Source organism: Levilactobacillus lanxiensis, assembly GCF_016861655.1.
Taxonomy (GTDB): Bacteria; Bacillota; Bacilli; order Lactobacillales; family Lactobacillaceae; genus Levilactobacillus; species Levilactobacillus lanxiensis.
In genome coordinates this window covers 101,364-127,133 of record NZ_BOLN01000006.1, presented here as the reverse complement: position 1 = coordinate 127,133, position 25,770 = coordinate 101,364, and the positions used below count along the sequence as shown (strand labels likewise).

General features: G+C 53.9%; 19 protein-coding genes and 1 riboswitch. All 19 genes read right to left on the bottom strand.

Annotated features, from left to right (window positions below; genetic code table 11):
• Positions 1-68: 68 nt before the first annotated feature.
• Complete coding sequence (locus tag JUF22_RS08745; protein WP_203645657.1) at positions 69-1,490, bottom strand: RecQ family ATP-dependent DNA helicase; 1,422 nt, start codon at positions 1,488-1,490, stop codon at positions 69-71.
• Positions 1,487-2,527 (bottom strand): helix-turn-helix domain-containing protein, encoded by a 1,041-nt coding sequence (locus tag JUF22_RS08740; RefSeq protein WP_203645655.1) that lies wholly within the window; start codon positions 2,525-2,527, stop codon positions 1,487-1,489. Before JUF22_RS08740 ends, JUF22_RS08745 begins: the two co-directional genes overlap by 4 nt.
• Positions 2,528-2,669: 142 nt before the next feature.
• A complete protein-coding gene (locus tag JUF22_RS08735; protein ID WP_203645653.1) occupies positions 2,670-3,263 on the bottom strand; it encodes an ECF transporter S component in 594 nt (197 codons plus the stop codon).
• Positions 3,264-3,374: 111 nt separating this feature from the next.
• A riboswitch (FMN riboswitch) is annotated at positions 3,375-3,493 on the bottom strand.
• Positions 3,494-3,552: 59 nt separating this feature from the next.
• Entirely contained in the window at positions 3,553-4,275 is a 723-nt protein-coding gene (locus JUF22_RS08730; RefSeq protein ID WP_203645646.1) for a pseudouridine synthase, read from the bottom strand.
• 2 nt (positions 4,276-4,277) lie between these two features.
• Positions 4,278-4,877 (bottom strand): SMC-Scp complex subunit ScpB, encoded by a 600-nt coding sequence (gene scpB, locus JUF22_RS08725; RefSeq protein WP_203638126.1) that lies wholly within the window; start codon positions 4,875-4,877, stop codon positions 4,278-4,280.
• Positions 4,855-5,643, bottom strand: a complete 789-nt coding sequence (locus tag JUF22_RS08720) for a segregation and condensation protein A (RefSeq protein ID WP_203645644.1) — start codon at positions 5,641-5,643, stop codon at positions 4,855-4,857. The genes scpB and JUF22_RS08720 overlap by 23 nt, the downstream gene beginning before the upstream one ends.
• Positions 5,597-5,992: an N-acetyltransferase gene (locus tag JUF22_RS08715; protein ID WP_203638124.1), complete on the bottom strand. Its 396-nt coding sequence runs from the start codon at positions 5,990-5,992 to the stop codon at positions 5,597-5,599. The genes JUF22_RS08720 and JUF22_RS08715 overlap by 47 nt, the downstream gene beginning before the upstream one ends.
• 37 nt (positions 5,993-6,029) lie before the next feature.
• A complete protein-coding gene (gene xerD / locus JUF22_RS08710; protein ID WP_203645642.1) occupies positions 6,030-6,926 on the bottom strand; it encodes a site-specific tyrosine recombinase XerD in 897 nt (298 codons plus the stop codon).
• Between the two features lie 315 nt (positions 6,927-7,241).
• Entirely contained in the window at positions 7,242-8,141 is a 900-nt protein-coding gene (locus JUF22_RS08705) for a CvfB family protein (RefSeq protein WP_203645640.1), read from the bottom strand.
• A gap of 227 nt (positions 8,142-8,368) precedes the next feature.
• Complete coding sequence (gene pyk / locus JUF22_RS08700; protein ID WP_125762713.1) at positions 8,369-10,126, bottom strand: pyruvate kinase; 1,758 nt, start codon at positions 10,124-10,126, stop codon at positions 8,369-8,371.
• A 401-nt stretch (positions 10,127-10,527) separates the two neighbouring features.
• Positions 10,528-11,244: a transaldolase gene (locus JUF22_RS08695; protein WP_203645638.1), complete on the bottom strand. Its 717-nt coding sequence runs from the start codon at positions 11,242-11,244 to the stop codon at positions 10,528-10,530.
• A gap of 93 nt (positions 11,245-11,337) precedes the next feature.
• Entirely contained in the window at positions 11,338-14,721 is a 3,384-nt protein-coding gene (dnaE, locus tag JUF22_RS08690) for a DNA polymerase III subunit alpha (RefSeq protein WP_203645636.1), read from the bottom strand.
• A gap of 146 nt (positions 14,722-14,867) precedes the next feature.
• The gene (clpB, locus tag JUF22_RS08685) at positions 14,868-17,480 is read right to left on the bottom strand and encodes an ATP-dependent chaperone ClpB (protein WP_203645634.1); all 2,613 of its coding nucleotides are present in this window, start codon (positions 17,478-17,480) and stop codon (positions 14,868-14,870) included.
• A gap of 194 nt (positions 17,481-17,674) precedes the next feature.
• Positions 17,675-18,916, bottom strand: a complete 1,242-nt coding sequence (gene pepT, locus JUF22_RS08680) for a peptidase T (protein WP_203638114.1) — start codon at positions 18,914-18,916, stop codon at positions 17,675-17,677.
• Between the two features lie 56 nt (positions 18,917-18,972).
• On the bottom strand, positions 18,973-19,779 hold the full coding sequence (locus JUF22_RS08675) for a Nif3-like dinuclear metal center hexameric protein (protein ID WP_203645627.1): 807 nt from the start codon (positions 19,777-19,779) through the stop codon (positions 18,973-18,975).
• Positions 19,766-20,473 (bottom strand): tRNA (adenine(22)-N(1))-methyltransferase, encoded by a 708-nt coding sequence (locus tag JUF22_RS08670; protein ID WP_203645619.1) that lies wholly within the window; start codon positions 20,471-20,473, stop codon positions 19,766-19,768. Before JUF22_RS08670 ends, JUF22_RS08675 begins: the two co-directional genes overlap by 14 nt.
• 697 nt (positions 20,474-21,170) lie before the next feature.
• Positions 21,171-21,785: a DUF2812 domain-containing protein gene (locus JUF22_RS08665; RefSeq protein ID WP_203645617.1), complete on the bottom strand. Its 615-nt coding sequence runs from the start codon at positions 21,783-21,785 to the stop codon at positions 21,171-21,173.
• A 13-nt stretch (positions 21,786-21,798) separates the two neighbouring features.
• Complete coding sequence (locus JUF22_RS08660; protein WP_203645615.1) at positions 21,799-22,110, bottom strand: PadR family transcriptional regulator; 312 nt, start codon at positions 22,108-22,110, stop codon at positions 21,799-21,801.
• Positions 22,111-22,374: 264 nt separating this feature from the next.
• Positions 22,375-25,644, bottom strand: coding sequence for an MMPL family transporter (locus JUF22_RS08655; RefSeq protein WP_236000752.1), 3,270 nt, complete (start codon positions 25,642-25,644; stop codon positions 22,375-22,377).
• Positions 25,645-25,770: the final 126 nt, after the last annotated feature.

The window sequence follows — 25,770 nt, the reverse complement described above, 5'->3', positions numbered from 1 at the left end:
CTCTTAACGATGTTTACAGATTTTTAAGCCTTGTAACGGACTCTAGGCCCTAAAAATTAATCAACGCTTTAAAATAACCGGGTCAACCGCTCCTGCCACCCGACCGTAGCCGTTGGTGTCAAAACTTTGGCTTGCCGTGTCAGATTATGGGCCGCCAAATCCAGGGGCACATTGCCGGGGGCACAACAGGCGTCGTCATGAGCCGGTGGTTCCTCGTCAAAGGCCTGCAGCCACTTCTCCCGCAAACAGGTCGGCGACTTCGCGTACGCCACCATCTGTGATAGAGCATGATTGCGCTCCCGTTCTCGACTGGCAAATAACCGCGTCACGGCGGCCTGGCTAATCCCATGATTGCGGTAGAACGCCAACAGGTGAATCTGCGGGTCGTCGGCCGCAAAGCTGGTGGGATGCGCGTAGTAACGCTGGATGGTATCTGGTTCCGGTCGATTGGACTGGCCAAGGGCTAAGGGCAACTGCTCATCACCCGGCGCGTACAGCAAAATGGCGACACTAGGCTGACCGTCCCGACCAGCGCGCCCGATTTCCTGGGCATAGCTCTCTAAGTCGGCTGGCAGGTGATAGTGAATCACGAACCGGACATTATCCTTATCGATACCCATGCCAAAGGCACTAGTGGCGCAGATGACATCCAGCTGATCGGCCATGAACTGTTGCTGAATCTTGAACCGATCCTCGGCATCCAATCCCGCGTGGTAGGCCGCCGCCCGCACCTCGGCTGTCTGTTGCAGCCATAACGCGGTATCGCTAGCCTGTTGCTTGCTGGAAAAGTAGATGACGCCGGGGCGTTGTAAATGTTTCACTAAATCCAGCAGCCGGGCCTGTTTGGTTGCCTCGTCGGCGACATTCTCCACATCCAAGAAAATATTTGGTCGATTAACCGATTCGGTCACTACCTGAGGCGTGCTCCGCAGCTGCTTGGCAATCTCCTGGCGGGTCTGCTTCCCCGCCGTGGCGGTCAACATCAACGTTAACGGTCGATTAAGCTTCTCTCGGATTGCGCCCAATAGTAGATACTCCGGCCGAAAATCCGGTCCCCACTGGACGATACAGTGGGCCTCATCGATGACCAAGAGGCTGATAGTAACCTGGTGTAACCGGTCAAGCATCTGGGACTGTGACAGCATTTCTGGAGATAGAAATAAAAATTGCAAATCGTTTAAGTGATTTAAAATATGCAGCCGTTCCCCAAATGGGGTCAACGAGTTAATGGCCGCGGCCCGTTTGAAGCCGTTCATCCGCATCCGGTCGACCTGATCATTCATGAGTGACAGGAGCGGTGAGACAATCAGGACGCACCCCGGATGGCGGTACCCATAGAGTTGATAGATCAAGGTTTTACCGGCCCCGGTCGGCAGAATTGCCAGGGTGTCCTGACCCGCCTCTAGGCTCTCGAGGGCCGCGGCCTGCCCCGACCGAAATTGATCGAAACCGAAGACCCGCTGTAGGCTGGCCGTCAACGTTTCCGTCATGCTGTTACCTCCTGTTTGATTCGCCAAATGGCATAGAGCCGAAAATAAAAGAAATCATAGCGAGCCTGCATTGCCTGGGGCAGCGCGGAATACTGCCAGTCATCCAAGTTGCCCTGAACGGCGGCCTGAAAATCCGTGCGCACCGACTGGGGAAGCACACTATCGTACGGAAAATCGGTCAGCGGGAGCATGATTGCTGCCTCTAGCAGATGTTCGCGAACCGTGCTCAGCTTGATCTGTCGTCGGTTCGCCACTTGCTGCAGGTCCCTGCCCGCGGACACCGCGGCTAGCGTTTCTTGGGCACTCGGTGAAATGGGAACCCGCCAGAGTGGCCCCAGCAAATCATGTAGCGGATGCTCCGGGTGACGGGCGTCCCGGGCAATCTGGGTGACGCCGTCAAACTGCCGCAACCGGACTTGCCAGATCGTCGTTTGGTGGGCCAGTGCCAGCTGATCAAGGGTCAGCCCCGGTTGGCCAAAACCGGTAAACTGGTCGGTCATAATGTCAGCCGTGCTGGCCGGTAATTGCGCGAGACTGGTCACCAATGCCTGGGCCAGCGATGACGCCAAGGCCGGTCCCTTAGCGCTGTGAAACCATTGTCGCACGTGTTGCCGGGTTTTCTGGTCGGTCGCCAACGGATAGTAACGGGCCGTACTGTGGGCATACTGGGAGGTCACTTGGACTGCTAACAACAGGCGTTGCCGCGCAGCCATGATGTCTAAGTTTACCCACTGATCGACCGTTTGGGGCTGATACGTCGGCGTCTCGGCCAATGCCTGGGCCCCCTGATTCGTGAGCCGTAGCGTCTTTTGTTCGGTATCGACCGTCAGCCAATGACGGCGTTGCAGCTCCTGCACGGCGTTATCGAGACCACCGCGGTCCAGTTGTTTAGCCAGGTTCAACAGTGGCAACAAGTGATAGCGTTGCCCCCAGTAGAGGGTCGACACCGTTTTTTTGCCGCGCAAGAGATTTTCAATCACGCGAATTCGCCGGTCCTGTTTGGCACTCAACAACTGACCTAAATCACTCGCCTCCACAGTAGACCCTCCTCTCAATTTTAAAGTCTTTGTTCAGTTTACCATAGAAAAAGGACCGGCACGTGGCCGGTCCTTTGTTTCGAAAGAAAAAGGACCGGCACGTGGCCGGTCCTTTGTTTCGAAAAATTTGTTAGTGATGCGGTTATGAGAGCGTGTGCTTGGCCAACCAAGGTGCCATTCGACGACTCACTAGAATGAACAGGATGCCCAGGATAATTCCCTTCAATAGATTAAACGGAATAACCCCCAGCAAAATCAGCTTGTTCACGGGCAGGCCCAGTGACATGCCCCATACCTTTAAGTAAAGCGGCGTAATGACCCACCAGTTTGCTAAGGACAAAATCACCGTCAGTGTCAGCGTCCCGACGATCACAGCAACGATTTGCCGTTTCAATCCGGGTTGCGCGTCGCCCTGCTTATGCTTCAGCACGTAGCTGATTGGCAAAATGTAGGCGATATCCGCGATGAACGCCGTTAGCACCCCGATGAAGTTGACGATATCCAGTCCGGTCGACACAAAGTAGAGTAATTCTTTCACGGCCGCAATCATCACCGCACCCGCGGGGCCAAATAAACTCATGCCCAGCAGGACGACCAGATCACTTAGGTCGAGCTTCATGTACGGCACAATCGGAATAATTGGCACCGATACAAACATCAACACGTAAGCGACACCGGCAAACAGTGCCATCTCGACCATCGAACGAACATTCAACTCATTGTGACTATTTTCCATGATACCTGTTCCTCCTTGCGGCCATCTCGTGACAAAACTATAGAAAAAGGTCCTGCCACAGAAGGGCAAGACCTTGGGTTTTACGTAAATGAGTTTGCGCAAAAAGCAATGTCTCATCTTCTGCATACCAGACTATACTGTCGGTCTCGGAGTTACACCGAATTCACCGCTTGCGCGGGTCGCGGACTTTAACCGCCGGTCGGGAATTCCACCCTGCCCTGAAGATGAACCTAAATTTTAATTACAAACTTAATATACTAAGATTTTCTAAAGCTGTCAACCGCTTGCTTTAAATTAATCCGGTTAACCGTCGGAGCTCTTTAACTTCTTCAGGCTTTAAATGCCGCGACTCGCCAGCATTTAACCCCTTTAACGTTAAGAAACCGTACTGCTCCCGCTTTAATTTTTCAACCGGTAAGCCCACGGCCGCCAACATCTTCTTGACTTGGTGGTTCTTCCCTTCATGAATCGTCAAGGACACAATGGCCGTTTTCTTTTTGTCATCCACACTGATGATCTTGCCCTTAGCCGGCGCGTAGGTTTCACCCTCGACCGTCATACCCTGGCGCAAGCTCTTCATCTCGTCGTTCGTGGGAATGCCCGTGACCTTGGCGATATAAGTCTTTTCGACCTCATACTTCGGATGAGTCAAGCGGTTCGCCAGCTCGCCATCATTGGTCAACAGTAAGAGCCCCGCCGTATCGTAATCCAACCGGCCGACCGGGTAAATGCGTTGGCTGATGCCTTCAACTAGGTCGACGACGGTCTTGCGGCCCTTGTCATCGTTGGCCGTTGAAATGACACTCCGCGGCTTGTACATCAGAATATAAACGGGCGCTTCCGTCGTCACGGGGACTCCGTCGACCACGATTTTATCGTGTGCGCCGACCTTGGTGCCCAGTTCAGTGACCACAGTTCCGTTGACCCGGACGCGGCCACTCATGATTAATTTTTCTGATTGACGTCGTGAAGCGACCCCGTCGTGGGCCAAAACTTTTTGTAAACGTTCCATAGTTAGGTTTCATCTCCTGATTGGTTGAGCTGCTCGTTAAATGCCTGTAAGAACAGGTCACCGCCGTCCGCTTCGTCACTGGTACTAGGCGTGGCTGCGGCTGGTAACGGCGGTAGATCCGCCAACTTTTCTAAGCCAAAATAGTCCAAGAAGTAGGCACTGGTCCGGTACAGCTTGGGACGACCGGGTTCGTCTAGTCGACCCGCATCTTCAATCAACCGGCGCAAGACCAGCTTCTGAACCGTCGAAGCGCTCTGGACTCCCCGAATCTCATCGACTTCGATGCGGGTGATCGGTTGGCGATACGCAATGATGGCCAGCACCTCTAGGGAAGCCGGCGATAGGCTGGTGCTCAGCGGATTTTCAAAGTAGTGTTTGATGACGTCCGCGGTCGCCTCCTTGGTGACCAGCCGGTACGTGGTGTCGTTGACCATGAGTTCCAAGGCCGAATCGGCATCGGCGGCGTACTTCTGGGCCAGCTTCTCCAGACTGGCGAGAATTGCCGGCCGCATCAGTCCCGTCGCGGCCGCTAGGTCAGCAACCGTAATGCCCTCGTCACCGCTGACGAATAGCAGGCTTTCAATCTGAGCTAGAGGTGACATCGGTGGCGTACCTTCCTTCCATTTGTAAAAAGTTCACTTGTAACGGCGCCAGACGGCCGGCCTGTTGTAAGCGGACCTGGCGTTGACGCGCCAGTTCCAACACGGCCAAAAAGGTGGTGACGATTTCTTCCATGACCGGCTGCTTGGCCAGCAGGTAGTCAAAGGCTACGGGCCCCTTAGCTTGCCGCAAACGTCCCAGCACCGTGGTCATTTGGGCCTTGATGGTGAAATGTTCTTGGTGAATGCTTTGCGTCACTGGCTTGGCAACCATCGCCCGGTGAATCAGCCGACTTAACGCGGTTTGCAGGTCACTCGGCTGGATGCCGGGCGCCACGGTCAAGGCAACTGAATCGGGAACGGCCATGGCCGGCCGGGTAAAGTGTTGTTGCCGGTCGACGGCCCGCTGCTTCAGCTCCTGAGCCGCCTGCTTATAGCGTTGGTATTCCAGCAATTGGTTGACCAGCTCTTCGCGGGGGTCGCCCCCGTCGTCTTCATCGATGGGTTCAACCGTCTGGGGCTTGGGCAACAGCAATTTGGCCTTGATGGCCATCAGATTCGCCGCCATGACAAAATATTCACCCGCAATATCCAACCGTAGCGTCTGCATTTGGTGCAGGTAGGTCAAATATTGGCTGGTAATGGTACTAATGCGGATATCATAAATGTCCATTTCATTGGTTTTAATTAGATGTAATAGTAAGTCTAATGGGCCCTCAAAATCACTGACCTGAATCAGTGGCTGGCCGTTCGTTGTGGCTTTGTCCATGGTGATACTCCCATTTTGCAATAATCTTGGCGGTGGTTAAGGTCCCCATCAAACGTTTGGTTGGGGCCGCCGTCGCGAGTTGGTCTAACATTTGCCAGGTGTTGCGCGTCAGTTGCTTGTCTGGCATCAGCGTGATCAACCGAACAACTAAAAAGTCGCCCTGACTCTCGGTGCCTAACGCCCCGGCAAAGTCATCGTTTTCGTCCTTCCACAAGTACAGACACCGGTCATCGCCGCCCTGATACCAGGCTAGCTCGCGTTGGAGCCGGTCCCAGTCCTTGAAGTTGGGTAATAGACTGAGCAGGCCCATCGCAATTTTTTGATAATCGCTACGATATTTAAGTAGCATGGTCCCCCTCCGTTCAACGTCCACCTACTCTACCACACTATGCGCGCGGATGGTACTGGTCATAGACATTTAGTAGGCGTTTCTTTGAAATATGCGTATAAATTTGAGTGGTGGTGATATCCGCGTGGCCCAGGAGTTCCTGAACAACCCGCAGATCCGCCCCGTTTTCTAAAATGTGCGTGGCAAAGGAATGCCGCAACGTATGGGGCGTCACGTCCTTTTGGATGTCCGCGAGCCCGACGTAGTGCTTGATTTTTTGCCAAATGGCTTGCCGAGATAGCCCGCCACCGTGCCCGTTCAAGAACAGGTAGGGACTGGTCCGCTGCTTCAGCAGGACCGGCCGACTATCTTGTAAATACCGATTGATCCAGTCTGCCGCCACGTCCCCGATGGGAATGATTCGCTCCTTGTCACCCTTCCCCAGAGTTTGAATCAGCCCCATCTCCAGATGTAAATCGACTAGTTTCAAATGGACCAGCTCGCTCACCCGCAAACCAGTGGCGTACATGACCTCTAAAATGGCCCGGTCACGCAAGCCGTACTTGTTACTGGTATCGGGGGTCGCTAACAGGCGGTCAACCTCGGCCACCGTCAACACGGCCGGCAAATGCTGGGCGTGCTTGGGTGCGGCCACATTGGCCATCGGATTATCCGTTAGCTGATGTGTCTGCACCAGGTAACGGTAAAACTTCCGTAGAGCCGATACCGCATGAATCACGGAGTTGCGGGACTTACCGGCAGCCGTTTGGGCACTAAGGTAAGCCATAATCTGTAGGCGGTCAACTTGTTTAAAGTCGACAACCTTTTTCGTCGTTAAATACTGACTAAAGTTCCGCAGTTCCTGCGTATAGCTGGCCACAGAATTCGCCGCCAGGCCTTGTTCCACCGTTAGGTAATGGGCAAAGTCGGCTGTTTGGTTCTCTAATACCGTCATTCACCCACCTCCTTAAGTGTTTTGAAACTGGACATTAAGTCCGCCTCCGGGCGGGTGAAAATGGGACCGGAACGCTGTGGGCGGACGCCCGGAGACTAAAAGCGGTCTCCGGGCTTACTTTGAGCCGCCAAGCGTCTCAAAGAGTCCAATTCTCTAAGTGACAAAGCCACCAAGAGAATTCCCACGGCTGGGCCCATTTTCACCCGCCCTGCGGCTCATGTTCAGTTAGTTCACACTTACTCCTGCCAATGAACTCTGACAGTGATTAAGTATGAGCACGACTAAACTTTCTTGAACGACTTGAAACCCAGCCAGCTATTCCGCTGGTTCGTCCGTCTTTTCCGTTGTGGCTGCGCTTTGGTTTAACCAGAGGGCGCCATCGTGCTGGGTGATTTGACGGTCTTTTAACAAGTGACCGATGGCCCGCTTGAATTGGCCCTTACTGATCCCGAAGTATGCCTTGATGGCTGCGGGGTCTGACTTGTCGCTGAAGTCCAGCTTGCCGTCATCCGAGTGTTGGAGTGCGGCTAACAACATGGCTGAATCGTCATCGATAGCCTCGTAAGTCCGGGGACGCAGGGATAAGTTCAGGGTGCCATCGTCGTGGACCCCAATGACCCGGGCATGTAGTTCCTCGCCCAGGCGGGGTTCCGTTTCCCGTTCTGACGGGTGAATGAAGCCCAATTCAAAATTATCCGTGATGACCCGGGTCCCCACCAATTTTAATTGGTACGAACGGGCGGTCACGTTGCTATTTTGCATCTTCTTCTTTGCGGGTTGGGCAATGGCCTGGTAAACATCACCATCGGCCAGCACGCCCCAGAGCCGTTGCTTGGCGTCTTCACGCAAGGCAATCAGCAGCTTGTCCCCCTGTTGGGGCCACAATTCCATGATATCTGGTAGATCATCCAGGGAGACCACGATATCCTTGTTGGGCAGGCCAATATTCACGAACACCCCTAACGTCCGTTGGCTCCGAACGACCGTGCCCAGACCATAGTGGTCAACTTGGGCATCCGGAGCGTCCCGGGTAATCTGCATGTCATGGTCTTCATTTTCATAGGCGAATCCCTTGAAAATCGAGCCCAACTTCAAGGGCTTTTTGATTTCTGCTTTATCTAACCGAAAAGTTGTGCCAGAAACTTGCACGTAGTAATCCTTTTCGTTTTCATCAGTAACTTTTCCCGCGATGATGCGGCCTAATAGTTCTTCCATAATCTCCTCAATTCTACTGGTTTCCCAGTCTACCGGTCAAAAGTGTCTAACCTTTATTTTACACGGAAACGCCCGAACTAGCGAGGATTAATCTGACAAAATTGTTTAAGTTGTGCGTGGGCGGTTGTGGTTGTCAGGACGACCTACGTTCAAACGCTATCCCACTTTCTGGACAGCAAAAAAGGACCCCCGACAGAGGGTCCTTTTTATAACAGGTTTATCTCAAATTAAAGCGCGTTGGAAGCACCGTGGTAAACGATACCGCGACGTGAGTCAACGGTGATCAATTCGCCATCGGAGATCTTGTCGCTGGCACCGGTAGCGCCAACGATAACAGGAATCCCCATAGAAATCCCAACAACAGCAGCATGAGAAGTCAACCCACCGTTTTCAACGATAACGGCGCTAGACTTTTCGATAGCTGGCAAGTAGTCTTTGTCGGTGTTCTTAGCAATTAAGATACCACCTTCAACGACTTTGGCGTTGGCTTCAGCAGCGGTGTTGGCAATGATTGCCTTGCCGATAACTGTGTCGTCACCGACACCTTGGCCTTGAACTAACTTTGAGCCGATCAATTGGATCTTCATCAAGTTAGTCGTCCCGCGTTCGCCGACTGGCACACCAGCGGTGATCAGGATTAAGTCGCCTTCCTTAGCTAAGCCCGTTTCAACGGCCTTGGCTGCAGCCAGGTCAAACATTTCATCAGTGTTTGAAGGCTTTTCGGTAACGATTGGGTAAACACCCCAGTTGACCATCAAACCACGACGGGTCCGGTCGTCAAAGGTAACGGCTAAGATATCAGCATCTGGCCGGTACTTAGAAATCATCTTAGCGGTGTAGCCACTTTCAGTTGCAGCAACGATGGTCTTAACACCAAGTTGGTTAGCAACACGAGCAACGGAAGCACCGATAGATTCAGTAACGTCACCGTTATCGAAGTCTAAGTTGTCACGACCAAAGTCCTTCAAAGCATTTTCAGCCTTGATGTCGATCCGGTTCATCGTAGCAACGGCTTGTACTGGGTATTCACCGTTAGCACTTTCACCAGAAAGCATCGTTGCGTCAGTACCGTCAAAGACAGCGTTGGCAACGTCAGATGCTTCGGCACGAGTAGGACGTGGGTTTTCTTGCATGGAGTCCAACATTTGGGTAGCGGTGATAACTGGCTTGCCTAAGATGTTGCACTTCTTGATCAAAGCCTTTTGTACCAAAGGCACGTTTTCCGTTGGAATTTCGACACCCATGTCACCACGAGCAACCATTAAACCATCGGAAACCTTGATGATGTCATCAAAGTTGTTGATACCTTCTTGGGATTCGATCTTAGGGAAGATTTGAACGTGTTCCATGTGCTTTTCTTCGAGGAGTTCACGGATGTCCATGACATCTTGTGGCTTCCGAACGAATGAAGCAGCGATGAAGTTGATTTCGTGGTCCAAACCAAAACGAATGTCATCGGAATCCTTTTCGGTGATCCCTGGTAAGTTGATGGAAACGCCAGGAGCGTTAACACCCTTACGGGAGCCCAGAACACCATCGTTTTGAACAGTCACAACTAATTCCTTAGTTGCTTCGTCCTTCTTATCAACGACAGTGTCTAATAAACCATCATCGAATAAGACGTGGCCGCCTTCGTGAACGTCATCGTATAAGCCAGGGTAAGTAACAGCAATCTTTTCCTTGGTTCCTTCGAGTGAGTCGTCCATGGAAATCCGGAATACGTCACCAGTCTTGAAGTTGAGCTTACCGCCCTGTTCAACAGTGGTCCGGATTTCGGCACCCTTCGTATCCAACATGATACCAACCGTCTTACCAGTAATCTTTTCAGCCTTGTGAACGTTCTCCAAACGGCCGAGGTGTTCCTCGTGGTCACCGTGTGAGAAGTTGAACCGGAAGATGTTGGCGCCGGATTCGATCAACTTAACAATCGTATCAACGTCAGTACTTGCAGGACCAAGGGTACTTACGATCTTGGTTTTCTTCATTAGAAAAATCTCTCCTTTAGAATTGGCACGAAACAATTTTTAATAACTTTAGTCAAATTAAGACTCACAAAAAGTTTCGGCACAAATTTGATTCCAAAATTATTCTATCACTTTTGAAAATTAATGTCGCCTTTGTTTACCGATTTTTCGCTGATTGTTCATATTTTTTCAAAGTAAGCGCTTTCCCCGGGCCGGCGGGCCTCAGGAAAGATTAAAACCTGCTGATTTTATAATCAACAGGTTATTGAATGGATAAATAGCGCTTTATTGTCAGACCAATCAAGCAACTAGACCAATCGTTTTGACCACTGAATGGGGACATCCCCCACCGTTCGGTCATCCCCCGTTTCCGACAAAACGTAAGGATTTCTTAAGTTCCATCATTATTCGCGACGAATCGCCTATTCCGTCACGGGAATGGTAAATCCGAGACTGGCGATGTCCGCATCAAACGTCTTGACCGTGTCCACGGAGACCTGAACGGCTGGCGTCCCAAATTTGGCAAGCTTGGCTAAGATCTTAGGTGGCACGGTGATGATGTCGCAGCCGGTCTGTTCGGCCTGAACCACGTTAAAGACTTCACGGGTGCTGGCCCATAACAATTCGACGTGTTCCTTGGTGTGGCAGAGTCCAGCGGCTTGCCGCATCAATGGCAAGGGATCGACACCCGTGTCGGCAACGCGCCCGGCAAAGACGGAGACGATGCCCCCGACCTTAGCGTTCAAGGCGTCGACGGCTAACTTGACCTGGGTGAGCGTCGTGATGGCCGTCACGTTGACTTGGACTCCGGCGTTAGACAATTCGCAAATGACCGCGGCGTTGTCCTCACCGTTGGCCCGGATGATTGGCACCTTCACGGCGACGTGTTGGCCTAAGCCGGCTAGGACCTTGGCCTCGGCGAGCATCCGGTCGGGGGTGTTGCCAAAGACCTCAAAGCTGATCGATTGGTCGGGGAACGTAGCCACTGCCTTTTGGGCAAAGGCTAAGTAGTCGGTGATCCCGGCGGCCTTCATCAAGCTTGGGTTCGTGGTGAACCCCGTGACCAGTCCCTGGGCCGCCACGGCCTGCATATCGGCCAGCTTGGCCCCATCAGCGTAAATCTTCACGTTTAAATCCATCAAAAAAACCTCCAGTTCTCTATTTGTTAAGCATTGGTATAATCATACTAAAGCCCGCACAAATAGTCTAGAGGTATTTTTATTAAAATTGGTCTATCCGTTTTGTAAGACGATATTACCCACGCCCATCAGTTGTTCCAGGGCGTCTTTTAGCTGGGCATCCCCCGGTAACCACTGGCTTTTGGGCAGGACACGTTTGGTATCCGTCTGGGGTTGGTACACGATGACGGGCACCTGACCGACATGACTGGTCAAAAATTGGGCCAGCTGTCTGGCTACCGACCGGTCATCATGATTGACGTCCACCCGAATGAACCAGCGGGCGCCCGTCGGTAACGTCGGTTGCTTGGGTTGCGGCGACGAGCTAGACTGTGACGCCGACTGCTCACGAACCGGTATCTCCTCAGCCAACGTTACCTGGTCGGCCACAATCTGCAAGCCTCGCTGTTGTTCGACCTTCCCCCGCACGACGATTACCTGGTCGGTTTTCAACCAAGTGCTGACCTGCCGGAATTGATTGGGGAAGATGGTGACACTCACGTCGGCCGTCTCGTCACTCCCGGTCACGAAGACCATCGGCTCGCCGCGTTTGGTCCGAATCGTTCGAATCTTAGTCACATAGAGAATCGTAGCGACCCGGGCATTCACGGTTAAATCACTAATGGTCGTCGCGTGGAGTTGCTGTGCGAGCGCCTGGTACTGGGCGACGGGATGGCCCGAGAGGTATGCCCCTAAGACGGCTTCCTCATTGCTGAGCTTGGTCATCAAGTCGAGGTCCGGCACCGGTTTGATCTTCGGCGCCAACGCGGCAAATAGCTCGACGTTATCGCCGGAAAGTTCGACGGTACTGATGAATTCTGGCAAGGCGGCCAGGAGCTCCGCACGGTTATGGCCGAAATGGTCGAAGGCACCCGCGTAGACCAGTGCGTTTAACAGGTCCGTCTTGCGATACTTGGCATCGATGCGTTGTAAGAATTGGTGGAGATCCTTGAACGGGCCGTTTTCGTTGCGATCGGCTAAGACCTCCCGTAAAAAGTCCCGGCGGACCCCCTTGATACTGCTTAACCCGAAGATGACCGCATCCCCCTGTAAGTTGAAGTAGGCCGTCGAGTCGTTGATGTCCGGTGGGAGCACGGTCACCCCGTGGCGCTTGGCCTCGGTCAAATAGGCCTTGGTCTTGACCGGCACGTTGATCACCGAGTTCATCAAGGCCGCGTAGAACGGTCCGGGATAGTGGGCCTTCAGGTAGGCCAGTTGAAAGGCTAATTTGCTATAGGCCACCGCATGGGAGCGGTTGAACCCGTAGTTAGCGAAGCGGTCCATGTAGGCAAAGACCTGTTCGGCGACCGCTGGGGCATAGCCCAACTGTTGTGCGCCACTCACGAACTTCTTTTGCATGGCGTCCATGGTCTGCTTTTTCTTCTTACTCATGGCTCGCCGGAGCAAATCGGCTTCCCCAAGTGTAAAGCCCCCCATGGCGGATGCCACCTGCATGACCTGTTCCTGGTACACTAACACGCCATAGGTCGGTCCGAGGATGGGCTTTAAGACTGGCGCCGCATAGGTCACCTGTTCCTTGCCGTCCTTCCGCCGAATGAAGGTATCGATGTTTTCCATGGGTCCCGGTCGGTACAGGGCGTTGACCGCCGCGACCAGTTCAAAACTGTTGGGTTTGAGCTGCCGCAGGACCCGTTTGATCCCGGATGATTCGAATTGAAAGACGCCGTTGGTCTCCCCCTGGGCAAATAACGCTAATGTCGCGGCATCGTTTAAATCGATTTGATTCAGGTCGAGCGCACGGCCCGTTTGTTTCTTGACTAAGGCTAACGTATTGGCAAGAATGCTCAGGTTCCGCAAGCCCAGGAAGTCCATTTTTAATAGACCGACCGCCTCGACCGTATCCTTGGGGTACTGGGTCATCAGCAGGTCTTCACTCCCCGGTTGCAGGGGCACCAGGTCCGTCAACGGTCCCTGGCTCAACACGATGCCGGCCGCATGGGTCGAGTAGTGCCGGGGCAAGCCCTCGAGCTTTTGGGCCGTCTCAAATAACAGGCGGTTCTTCTCACTATCGGCCACCAGGTTGCGCAGCTTTTGTGACTGATCATAGGCTTCCTTTAGCGTGATGTGGAGCTGTGGCGGAATGGCCGCGCTCCAGTCGCTCATGGCATACGGTGGCATCCCCAGCACCCGGCCCACGTCACGCAACGCGGCCTTGGTGGCTAGTGTCCCGAAGGTAATGATCTGGGCGACACGGGTATGGCCGTATTTGTTATGGACGTACTGCAAGACCTGTTCCCGGCGATTATCCGGGATATCCAGGTCGATATCGGGCATCTGGGCCCGTTCCTCGTTTAAAAATCGTTCGAATAACAGGTCATAGGCCAACGGGTCGACCTCGGTAATGGCTAGAACGTAGGCCACAAGTGAGCCAGCCGCCGATCCCCGCCCCGGTCCGGTCTGAATGTGGGCCTGGTGGGCGTAGTTCATGACGTCCCAGACAATCAGGAAGTAGTCGTCAAAGCCCATCCGGTGAATGACCCCTAATTCGCGTTCTAAGCGTTCCTGGTAAGGCTGGCTATCTGTGATGGCATTCTGGGCTAGGCGGCGTTTGATCCCCGTTTGGCAGAGCTCACGCAGGTAATCCTGGGAGGCCTGGTGATCAGGTGTGGGAAATTGGGGCAATTGCGGCTGCTGGAACTTCAGGGTCACGGCCGTTTGGGCGGCGAGTTCCCCCGTGGCGGTCACCGCATCCCCCAGACCGGCGGCTTCAAACCGTGCGGTCTCCTCGGCTGCCGGGCGTAACCAGTGGGTCCCCAACGTTTCTTGTTCAGCGGTCGGGTCCGTTAACGTCGCCCCGGCCCCGATGGCCCGCAGGACGGTCACGGCAAAATGGTCGTCGCGGTCCAGGTACTCGACCGGCGCTAACGCCACCAGAGGGATCTGCGTGGTCTGTGCCAGCGTGATTAAGGTCTCACGGGTCGCCGTCGGTATTTCTGGGCTAATCCCTAAAGACAGGTGGGGGTCTAAGCCCTGTAGCTGGTGCACAACGCGTTCGGCGGCCGTGACGTCACCCGCGGCTAGGAGCTGATGGATCTCGCTATCTAGGGGCGCAATCAGGTCCAAATGACTCAGGTTGGCGGCTTGTTGGGTCAGGTCGACCGGGCCTTCTGCGACCTGGTAGGCCGTGGAGAGCTGCATCAACTGTTGATAACCGGTAAAGTCCTGGGCAATCAGGACCCAATCGTGCGCCTGGGGGGCGTCACTGATGCCCTGGGCGCTTAACGTGAGGCCCAACAGGGGTTTGATTCCCGCTTGTTGGCAGGCGTTGTAAAAGGCCACGACTCCGTACATGACGTTATGGTCGGTGAGCGCTAAAGCCGAGTAACCCCGGTCCTTGGCCGTCTGGACCAGCGCGTCGATGCGGTTCGTGCTCTGTAATAAACTGTAGGTGCTTAAGACTTGTAACGGTACAAACATCCCCGGTACTCCCTTCTCTATCGTTTCGTTATCGCTATTATACCAGAAAAAATGCGGTAAATCGCGGGTAACGAACAAATGTTCGTGAACGCCAAAATGCAGTCAAAAAGGGACCCGGCCATGGACGGTCGAATCCCTTAAAGCGCCTATTTACCAATGGTTTCCGTCTGAATCTCGTGAGTAAACGTCAACTGGTCGTCCGCCACATCGATGGTGATCAGACTGTTCGTCGGGATTTCACCCGCAATCAGCTTCCGGGCCAATGGCGTTTCCACGTGCGTGGTGATGAACCGTTGCAGTGGCCGCGCCCCATAGGCTGGCAGGTATCCCTTCTGGGCGATCCAGGCCTGAGCCGTCGGCGTGATGGTCAGGTCCAACTGCTGTTCGTGCAGCCGAGTGGCCAGATGGGCGATCAGCTTGACCACGATTTGTTGCACGTCGGCTAATGACAGCGGCGTGAACATGATGGTCTCGTCGATTCGGTTCAAGAATTCTGGCCGGAAATGGGCTTGTAGCAACTGCGCCACCTGCTTCTGGGCATCCCCGCTGATGTGTCCCTGGTCATCGGTCCCCTGTAGCAACAGGTCCGACCCCAGGTTAGAGGTCATGATCAAAATGGTGTTCTTGAAGTCCACGGTCCGTCCCTGACTATCCGTCAAGCGCCCGTCATCTAAGACTTGCAGCAACAGGTTAAAGACGTCTGGATGGGCCTTTTCCACTTCGTCAAATAACACGATGGTGTACGGGTTCCGCCGCACGGCCTCGGTCAATTGGCCCCCTTCTTCGTAGCCAACGTAGCCCGGAGCCGCCCCGACTAACCGAGACACGGATGCCTTTTCCATGTATTCGGACATGTCGATCCGCACCATGTGGTCTTCGCTATCAAAGAGGTTCTCGGCTAAGGCCTTGGCCAATTCCGTCTTCCCGACCCCGGTTGGGCCTAAGAAGAGGAAGGAGCCCAGCGGCTTGGTCGGGTCCTGTAGTCCGGCTCGGGAACGCAAGACGGCATCGGCGACGGCAGTAACGGCTTGGTCCTGGCCCACGACCCGGTCATGTAACCGGTCGGCCAGTTTCAACAGCTTCTCCCGTTCGCCCTGGACCAACTTGGTCACGGGGATGCCGGTCATCCGACTCACGACCGCGGCAATTTCATTTTCCGTGACGGATTCGGAGACCAGCCAGTCTTGGTTCTGGTCCTGCTTTTCCAGGTCGGCTAATTCCTTCTCTAAGCGGGGAATCGTCCCGTGTTGGAGTTCGGCGGCCTTGTTCAAGTCGTAGGCGGATTCGGCGTTGGCTAAATCGCGCTTGGCCGTGTCAAGCGCGGTCTTCTTGTCACCCACGCTTTGGATGGCCGTCTTTTCCTGGTTCCAGCGCGCACTCAACTTGTCGACCTTTTCCTTGGTGTCGGCCAGCTCCTTGGTCAGTTCCGTCAACCGCTGTTGTGAGGCCTCGTCGGTTTCCTGCTTCAACGCGGTCTGTTCGACCTGCATCCGCATCATTTGCCGCCGCGCCTGGTCCAATTCCGTCGGGGCCGAATTCATTTCCACCCGAATGGAAGCCGACGCCTCGTCGACCAGGTCAATGGCCTTGTCGGGCAGGAACCGGTCGGTCAGGTAGCGGTCGGATAACTTGGCCGCCGCAATCAACGCGTTGTCGTGAATCTTCACACCGTGGTGAATTTCAAAACGTTCCCGAATGCCCCGAAGAATCGTGACGGTGTCCTCGACGCTAGGTTCGTTGACCAGCACGCGTTGGAACCGTCGGGCTAACGCCTTGTCCTGTTCCAAATACTGCCGGTATTCATCCAGCGTGGTGGCGCCGATCAGGTGGAGTTCACCCCTGGCCAGCATTGGCTTCAACAGGTTACCGGCGTCCATGCTACCCTCGGCCTTGCCCGCACCCACGATGTTGTGAATTTCATCGATGAACATGATGATCTGGCCTTCGCTCTTGGTGACTTCCTTCAAGACGGCCTTCAAACGTTCCTCAAATTCACCCCGGTACTTGGCACCGGCAATCAGGGCTCCCATGTCCAGGGAGAAGATCGTCTTGTCCTTCAAATTATCGGGCACATCCCCGCGCACGATGCGTTGGGCCAACCCTTCCACGATGGCCGTCTTACCGACCCCAGCTTCCCCAATTAAAACGGGGTTGTTCTTGGTCTTGCGCGACAGGATGCGAATCACGGACAGGATTTCTTCATCCCGCCCAATGATCGGGTCAATTTTGCCACTGCGCATGGCCTTGACCAGGTCGGTCCCGTATTTTTCTAAGGCCTTGTACTGGTCTTCTTGGTTCTTCGACGTCACCCGTTCGCCGCTACGCATCTTATCAACGGCGTTCTTGACCATTTGTTGCGTGATGCCCTGGCTCTTCAGGTAGTCGGTCAGGCTTTCCCCGCCGAGTTGCATCAAAGCAATCACGACCACGTCCACGGCCATGAAGTCATCGTGGTAACTGTCCTTCACGGCGTCCGCGCGCTGTAACAAGTCCGTCAGGTTCCGAGAAAATTCCTGGCCGTATTGTACGCCACTCCCGGAGACGGTACTGATACTGTCTAATTCGCGGTCCAATTCTGCATCCATGGCCGCGATGTCGACGCCGGCCGCCGCTAAAATTTCACGTCCCAGTTCACCGGGCTGCGTTAAAAATTTAAAGAGATGGGCCACGGTGACCTGTTGGTGCTTGCGGGTCATGGCGATTCGTTGCGCCTCCGTTAAGGCATCGGTTAAAGCTTGCGTCATTTTTTCTGGATTCATTGCATGTCCTCCTCATTGATTTAATCAAATTTCACTGTTCATCATGAACTCAATTTTTTTATTTTCCCCGCGCACAACTACTTTTCACGGGTCGAAAAAAGAGGCAACCCTTAGGTTAACCTCCATTTTTCACTCATATTCTAACTGATTTTAACGCAAAATCAAAATAATTTGACCTATTTTGACCAATTAATTTATGCCTGTGCTTCGGCGAGTTGGGCAATCTTGATAATCACGTCGGTTGCCTTTTCCATGGTCTGTTCGGAAACGTATTCGAACCGGCCGTGCATGTTTTCCCCACCGGCAAACAGGTTAGGCGTTGGCAGACCCATGAAGGAGATCTTGGAGCCATCGGTCCCCCCACGAACAGGGAAGATCAGTGGCTTGATGTCCAATTCTTCTAAGGCTTGCTTGGCCAAGTCAACGACGGTCATGTCCTTCTCGATGACTTCGCGCATGTTGTAGTACTGGTCCTTGATGGTCACAGCCACGCGGTCGGAACCGTAAGCCTTGTTCAATTGGTCAGCGACCCCTTGGAACAACTTCTTGCGATCTTCAAAGATCTGACGGTCGTGGTCCCGGATGATGTAGCTCAGATGGGCGGAATCAACGGTTCCCTCCATGCTGTAGAGGTGGAAGAAGCCTTCGCGCCCTTCCGTGTTTTCTGGCCGGTCATGTTCTGGCAGCATTGCGTGGAAGTCCATGGCCACTTGTGAGGCGTTGACCATGACCCCTTTAGCTTCGGCCGGGTGCACGTTGGTCCCCGTGATTTCGACCTGGGCATCGGCGGCGTTAAAGGTTTCGTATTCCAATTGGCCTAATGGGCCCCCATCGACCGTGTAGGCGATGTCGGCACCGAAGTCCTTGACGTCAAAGTGGTCGGCCCCGGTCCCAATTTCTTCATCGGGTCCCAAGCCAATTTCAATTTCGCCATGTTTGATTTCTGGGTGAGCCAACAGGTATTCGGCGGATGCCATGATTTCAGCAACCCCGGACTTGTCGTCGGCACCTAACAAGGTACTGCCGTCCGTGGTGATCAGCGTGTCGCCCTGGTAGTTCTTCAAATTAGGGAAGACGGCTGGGTCCAACGTGTACTTGCCCGCGTCGTCCAACTTGATGACGGAGTGGCCATCGTAGTTTTCAACGAACTGGGGGTTGATGTCAACACTGTTGAAATCGGCCGTGTCAAAGTGGGAAATGAACCCAAGTTTTTTCACCTGCTTGTCCGTGTTCGCGGGTAAGGTAGCGTAAACGTAACTGGATTGCGCGTTGATGTGCACATTGCTTAAACCAATGGCCTTCAAGTCTTCTACCAGGCCTTCAGCGAATTTCGTCAGCCGCTCGTTGGAAGGAACGGTCGTTGCGTTCGGCGTGGACCGGGTGTTGATCTTCACGTATTTCAGAAACCGGGGAATCAAATTTTCATACTTTGCCAAAATAAATCACTCCTCAATTAAGTTAACTTACCATTTCAGTGTACGCGTTTTCTTGCCTAAAGAAAAGTAAACGGGTCAGTATTTAACATGGAGGCCTGGACCGTGATCGGCCAGTCATTCTCTGCCGCCCACTCCTGGAAAAGTTGGGTCAGGTGGGGCTTGCAGATGCTTTCGATGTGGTGCCCGGGGTCGATGACGTTTAGCCCCGCAGCCAGCATGTCATGGCCGGGATGATACGAAATGTCGCCGGTCACGTAGGCATCGGCGCCCTTGGCCAGTGCCGCCTGATAGAACGGCCCACCGGAACCGCCTAAGACGGCGACCCGCTTGACCGGCGCATCCGGCGTCCGGCTGATGACCCGCAGGCCACCGACATGAAAGACTTCCTTGCAGTACTGGGCAAACTCGACCACCGTCATGGCCTGGGCCAGGTCACCGATACGACCCATCATAATGTCTGGCGTGGCGGTACTGCCATTGCTAGGCACCAAGCCAGTGGTGTCCTGTAACTTGAGGGCGGCCGCTAACCAGTCGTTCATGCCACCGGGCGCGCTGTCCAAATTGGTATGGGCGCCGTACACCGTGATGTCGTGTTTCAGCAGCGTGGCGTACATCTGGTTCTGGGGCACACTCAGGTCAAGGTTCTTGGCCGGATGAAACATCATGGGGTGATGGGCAAAGATAAAGTCCGCGTCCTGGCGAATCGCCTCATCGACGACCTCGGGCCGCACGTCTAGCGTGACCAGCACCTTGTGGACCGGCGCATCCAGATTCCCCAATTGCAGGCCGACCGGATCACCCGGTTCTGCCCATGTCTTGGGAGCAAATTGTTCAAATCGTTCGACTAACTCACGCACCAACACGTTGCAAGACCTCCTTGATTTCACTGATTTTAGCTTTCAGGGATGCCACCTTTTCCGCGGGCACCTCGTTAGCGGACTCGACCTGTTGCAAGACGGCTTCGGTCCGGGCGAGCTCGCGTTGCCATTTCGCCACAAAAACGGGACTGTGGTCGGCTAACAAATACGGGCCAAAGTGCAGGTCTTCGGCACCATACTGGGTCGGGTTTTCCTGCCGGTCGGCGACTAGGATTTCGTAGTCGTGGCCGTCCTCACTGACCAGGTTCTCGGTGACCAGTTGAAAGCCGTGGGTCATCAAGAATTGCCGGACGTTAGACTCGCCCACGTTGGGCTGTAAAATCAGGCGTTGCACCCCGGCCAGACGGTCGAAGTCCTGCGTCAAAATCTGGGTAATCAGCGTGCCACCCATCCCGGCAATCGCCACCGTATCAATGTGGTCGGTCGGCTCGATGGCCTGAAGCCCATTGGCTAAGCGCGCCGTGATTTGGTCGCTCAGATTTTCCTTGTGAATTTCGTGTTCAGCGTTCTTAAAGGGGCCAGGCACAACTTCACCGGCAACTCCGCTGGTGATGACGCCCCGTTTGGCCAGGTTGACTGGTAAATAGGCGTGGTCGGTACCAATATCGGCAAGGCGGGCGCCCTGTGGGACATAGCTGGCAACTGTGGCCAGGCGTTGTGAGAGATGGTCTGCATCCATGGGGTAATCTTCCTTTCTGTGACGGGGCCGCCGTGGTGCTTGTTGGTCACCGATAGGGCTGGTGACTGGGTGGCGGCGCCCGTGAATTCCTTATTAAGTATAAGCTACCAGCCGGCAATTGAATAGCCAGAATTGCTGGGTTTGCGTTTCAATTGTCACCTACGGCTGCCAGGGGCTGCGCCTGCTATGGGGCCGGTTCCAGCCTGAGAAGCGGGCTTCCACCTCAACTTGAAGCCACGCAAAGACCGCGCGTCTCCAAGATTGGCCCATGCTCTAGACTGAGAAGGCCGCTCAGTCAAGACCATCGACACAGCTGGCTCCGCCCCTGGCCTCCTCCGGTTAACATTGATGTGCAAATCAGCATTGCGTGTCTACAACTGCCTGTCCCCGGATGGGATTGTCGTGACTTAACGTTCCCGGCGGTGGGTTCAAGTCGCCCTGCTGTGGGGCCGGTTCCAGCCTAAGGAGCGGGCTTCCACCTCGACTTTGAGCCAAAGGGCGGTCTCAAAGGTCGTCCCATGCTCTAGTCTGAGAAAATCACTCAGTCAAGACCATCGACACAGCTGGTCGGCTTGACCCACCTCTGGTCACTCACATGGTATTTTTAACTAGCAATTGGCTTAGTGACCGGTGCTTCCCAATAGCTATGCACCCCTGCATCCCCGTCAAGATGTACATGGCATCCATGTATCCCGAATCACCCCTGCCAGCGATAACCACGAATCACCCGACACAGGTTATAGAGACCGACAATCAGGAAGACGTAAAACACTCCTACGCGCATTAACGCAAACGGTGTCTCGAAGATAATGGCCTTCCAGAACCACTCGCCCTGCATTTGCCACAGTCCTGGCGTGAGATACCAACTTTTGATATCAAAGAAATTAAGGTTGTCCATAGTCTGCCAATAGAAGAAGACGTAACTCAACAGAAAAACAGCAGAATACAAACTGAAGCGGGTGAACCGCCGGCGACTTCTGGCCCTGGACCGCTCATCCGAAAAGATATCACGATCCGACGCCATCGTCCGCTGTTGGAAGTATTGAATCCCACCATGACGACTCCCGGCAATGAGCCGCCAACCGCTATCGCTGAAGAGTTGACGATAGTCCTGGTAATGACGCCGGCTCATCCCCCGATCCCGAAAGTCCAATCGGATACAGGGCGTGAACTGATCAGCGTCAGCCAGCACCTGAAACGAATAACAGTGCAGATACGGATTTACCCAATCCAAACGGTAGCCGCGCTCTTGAATGGCGTTGATCCAGTCTTCCTCGTCGTTGAGATCTAAAAATACGTGAAATCTTTTCATGTTCCGTTCCTCCCTAATACCCAAACTTCTCGGCAAGCTTCCCCAAGCCCCGTAATCGTTGCGTTTCTAACTTTAAGATTGCTTGTCCGGCCTTAGTGATGAGATACACGCGACGGCGTTTGTCATTGCTTGGCACCTCTTTGATCCACTTCAGTTTCAACAGGTTCTCCGTTGCCCCGTACATCGTCCCCGCCGCAATCTTGACGGTCCCCTGACTAAGGCGTTCAATCTCCTGAATGGCCCCATAGCCGTGAAGTGGCTGGGTGAGCGCCAACAAGATGTAATACGTCGTCTCAGTCAGCGGTAAATTTTTATCTCGTGCCATTTTCCTTCTCCTGACCTGATCTACAATATGTAAAGTCGAACTTTATACAGTCCAACTATATACAATCTAACTGTACATTGCCTCTTTGTCAAGCAAGTCTCACCTGACCGTAAATCTTAAAGCCCCTTCGCTAATGAGGCTTAGCTATCTCTATGCTTAGATTTTCTCCGGCAAAATTAGATGAGCAGTCCACAAAAAAGGCGTCCGCCATCCCCTTTTCAGGGACAGCGAACGCCTTCAGCTTTATCTGGTTAAAACTTTAACTTACTTCTGATTCCGACGCGTTGGTTGCGCGTTGTCTTCGTTATTTACCGGTGCCTCACTCATTTTCGAGTAGGGGTACGGGTAGGTGATCTTCATCACGGCTGGCATCACGATTGGTAACAGGATGACCAGCAGGATGATCCCGATAATCACGGCCAAGGCGATTTGAATCAGCGTCATGACCCCGGAAGGAATCAAAGCGGCAAACGTCCCACTTAGGATGACCCCGGCGGAAATGACGACCGTCCCGATCACCGTAGCAGCGCGCAGCATCTTGTCGCTGGTTGCGCCCGGTTCATGCAGGTACTCCCGGTACTTGCGCATCAGGAAGATCGAGTAGTCGACCCCTAAGGAAATCAGCATGACAAACGTGAAGAATGGCGTGTTCCACGTCAACATGTCGGTCCCCAGCACGGGATCTACTAACCAGTGAACAATGGTTAAGGACCCAGAGTAGGCGAGCAGTAAGATACCTTCGATAACGATTGGTTGAACCAGTGAACGGGTAACCACCATCAGTGCGACAAAGATGCCGGCTAACATGATAATGACCGTCCGCGTAAAGTCACTGGAGGCCATTTCGTTGATATCGTTGGTCTGCGAAGTGTTCCCGCCAAAGGCAACCTTGGCGCCACTCAGGCTGGTTCCCTTCAACGAACCGGTCACGACCTTTTCCAGTTGTGGTAAGCGGGCCATGGCAGCGGCGGAACTTGGGTCGTCATCCAACACGACCGTCAGCTTCGTAATCTTCTTATTCGGCGCCATGTAGGTGTCCAGCGAATCCTTAAACGTGCTCCCGTGCAACTGCTTGCTGGGGATGTAGAACGTTTCGGCCGCGGCAGACTTTTGCAGGCCCTTCAGGTAAACATTGGCCGTGCCAACCCCGCTGGAGACTTGCGTCAACCCGGTGCTGGCGGAGGTCAGGCCCTTGCGTAAGGCGGTCAGTTGCTTACTCATCGCGGCTAACTTCTCCGCCATGGTCTGGTTGCCGGCCGCCACTTGACTGGCCCCGGAAACCAAGCTTGGCATCTTGCCGTTGATGGTAAACATCGCACTAGATAATTGGCTCGTGGCACTGGCTAATTGCGTGCTCTGGGCACTGGCCGATTGTAAGGCGGTCGCGGCACCCGGTAAGACCACGTTAGACTTTTGTGCCAAGGTGGCGACGGCACTTTGCAGCGTAGCCGTGGAGCCCTGCAACGATTGTAATTGACCGGCGACACTCTGGTCGGCCGAGCCAATTGCTGAGGCGTCACTGCCGATTTGGGTCAGTGAGCTACTCAATGAGGATTTCAACTGCGTTTGCGCAGCGGTTTGCTTTTGTAAGACGCCAGCTAAGACCTGCTTCTGAGCGGCAGATAGAGGGACCCCTTGCGCGCTGAAGGCGGCGGCGACGGAACTAGCACTGACACTTGGCAAATTACCGACGGAACTCTTGATGTTCTGGAGTTGCGTGGCAATGTCTTGCGTCTTCGTGCCGATGGTGGACAGGGAACTCGTCACGCCACTGGTGCTGGTGGAACTAGCGGACACTTGGGAGTTTAATTGTTGAATAGCCGCGTTCAACTGTGGCAAAGCGGCTTCCAATTGGGCTAACTGAGCAGCCTGTTGGCCACCGGATGCAGAGGATACCTGACTGTTCAGCGAGTTGACCCCGGTCGAAACCTGAGAAATGGCTGACTGCAGTTGCGAAGTCCCGGTGCTAACTTCTTGGGCACCGGACGCCAGCTTGTTGGCATCCTTCACGGCACCGGAAACATTTTGCTTGCTAAGTTGGCTGTTGGCCGACTTCAGGCCTTTATTGACCTTGTTGACACCCTTTTGGGCCTTGGCCAAACCGCTCGTAACCGAACTCATTTGATTCCGGACGTACAGCTCTTTGATGGCCTTTCCACCGGGTTGGGTGACGGAAGCCACGGTCTTGACACCGGTTGAGGCCTGGAGTTGCTTGGTCAGGCGGTCAACCAGTAACAGGGATTTTTCGTTGTCTAACTTATGATTACTTTGAATGTAAATCGTGGTGGGTTCGGCTGTCCCTTTGGAAAAGTGATTCTGAACGATCTTGAAACCTTGCTTGGCGGGAACGTTATCCCCGATTTCAACCAAGTTATCGTAGTCCAGTGTCCCATGAGATGAGAGGGCTAACGGAATAAAGACGATTCCGGTCACAATCAAGGTAATGACCGGTCGAATCATGGCGTGCTTGGCCATCCCGTGCCAGAGGCGGCTATCGCCCTCACCCTGGAACTTCTTGATGGGCCAGAATAGGTGCTTGCCACAGATAGCCATGAAAAATGGGTTCAGCGTCAGGAGCACGGCCAGTAAGACCACGACCCCCACGGCGATGCCGACGGCGGACTTGTACAGTGAGAAGTTGGCAAAGCCCAGCACACTCATCCCAATTAAGACGGATAAGCCGGAATAGAGCACCGTGCGACCACCAATCTTAATGGCTTCCTTGGTCGCAGTGAATTTATCCTTCCCACTCGCGAGTCGCTCTCGGAACTCGTTATATAGTAGGATGTTGTAGTCGGTCCCAATCCCAAATAACACGATGACGATGAAGACTTCCGTGAAGTTTGAGAACGGGAAGTTGAAGCGGTCAACCAGGTTGGCGACCACGGAAATAGACGTGATCACGGAAACACCGACCGTCAAGAGGGAGAAGAGTGGCGTCACGGGTGACCGGAAGACTAACCAGAGCACCAGGAAGATAAAGATGGCAGCAATGATTTCCGTCTTCTGAACCCCGGCCTGCGTGGCATCGGAGAAGTCTTGGTTCAAGACATCCGCCCCGGTCACGTAGGTCTTCACCCCACTGGTCTTAGCCAGTTTGGTGATCTGCGAGCGAATCGATGAAACGGAGTGACGCGAGCTCTTGTGCACGTTCAGCTGCAAGAGTTGGGTACTCTTGTCTTTAGAAATCAGCTGAGACGCTGCCGTTGAACTATCACTAGCCGCGGTCATCGACCGAATTTGATATTGGTCTTCGTGGTTCTTGATTCGTTGAATGGTCTGATCAATCTGGGTATTCTGCGAATTCGTTAAGGCAGAATCACCATTGCTAAAGACCACGACAACGGCAGTGGTACCACGTTGCGAGCGCCCCCACTGTTTTTGCATGTTGGTGGCACGCGTACTTTGGTAGCTGCTGGGCACGGTAATTTGCCCCTTGTCAGCCACCAATTTGCTCATGTTTGGAATCGTCACGACGGCTAAGATCACGATGACCAGCCAGCCGATAACGTTCCAGATGTAGTGCTTATTCATCCAGCGCACGGGAAAACCTCCTAAAAAATTTAAAATAATTATTAAATAGTTGCTGATAAATTTCGTTTCCGCCGGCGAATTCAACCTGGCCTGCTGTGGGGACCGGTGCCAGCCTGAGAAGGTTCC

What these genes read in the sequence shown, in the direction of transcription:
- JUF22_RS08745 (WP_203645657.1), bottom strand. Translation starts at nt 1,490, where the DNA reads ATGACGGAAACGTTGACGGCCAGCCTACAGCGGGTCTTCGGTTTCGAT.
- JUF22_RS08665 (WP_203645617.1), bottom strand. Translation starts at nt 21,785, where the DNA reads ATGAAAAGATTTCACGTATTTTTAGATCTCAACGACGAGGAAGACTGG.
- JUF22_RS08695 (WP_203645638.1), bottom strand. Translation starts at nt 11,244, where the DNA reads ATGGATTTAAACGTGAAGATTTACGCTGATGGGGCCAAGCTGGCCGAT.
- JUF22_RS08720 (WP_203645644.1), bottom strand. Translation starts at nt 5,643, where the DNA reads ATGGACAAAGCCACAACGAACGGCCAGCCACTGATTCAGGTCAGTGAT.
- clpB (WP_203645634.1), bottom strand. Translation starts at nt 17,480, where the DNA reads ATGAATCCAGAAAAAATGACGCAAGCTTTAACCGATGCCTTAACGGAG.
- scpB (WP_203638126.1), bottom strand. Translation starts at nt 4,877, where the DNA reads ATGTCACCTCTAGCTCAGATTGAAAGCCTGCTATTCGTCAGCGGTGAC.
- JUF22_RS08660 (WP_203645615.1), bottom strand. Translation starts at nt 22,110, where the DNA reads ATGGCACGAGATAAAAATTTACCGCTGACTGAGACGACGTATTACATC.
- JUF22_RS08730 (WP_203645646.1), bottom strand. Translation starts at nt 4,275, where the DNA reads ATGGAACGTTTACAAAAAGTTTTGGCCCACGACGGGGTCGCTTCACGA.
- JUF22_RS08670 (WP_203645619.1), bottom strand. Translation starts at nt 20,473, where the DNA reads ATGGATGCAGACCATCTCTCACAACGCCTGGCCACAGTTGCCAGCTAT.
- dnaE (WP_203645636.1), bottom strand. Translation starts at nt 14,721, where the DNA reads ATGTTTGTACCGTTACAAGTCTTAAGCACCTACAGTTTATTACAGAGC.
- pyk (WP_125762713.1), bottom strand. Translation starts at nt 10,126, where the DNA reads ATGAAGAAAACCAAGATCGTAAGTACCCTTGGTCCTGCAAGTACTGAC.
- JUF22_RS08655 (WP_236000752.1), bottom strand. Translation starts at nt 25,644, where the DNA reads ATGAATAAGCACTACATCTGGAACGTTATCGGCTGGCTGGTCATCGTG.
- JUF22_RS08715 (WP_203638124.1), bottom strand. Translation starts at nt 5,992, where the DNA reads ATGCTACTTAAATATCGTAGCGATTATCAAAAAATTGCGATGGGCCTG.
- JUF22_RS08735 (WP_203645653.1), bottom strand. Translation starts at nt 3,263, where the DNA reads ATGGAAAATAGTCACAATGAGTTGAATGTTCGTTCGATGGTCGAGATG.
- JUF22_RS08705 (WP_203645640.1), bottom strand. Translation starts at nt 8,141, where the DNA reads ATGGAAGAACTATTAGGCCGCATCATCGCGGGAAAAGTTACTGATGAA.
- xerD (WP_203645642.1), bottom strand. Translation starts at nt 6,926, where the DNA reads ATGACGGTATTAGAGAACCAAACAGCCGACTTTGCCCATTACCTAACG.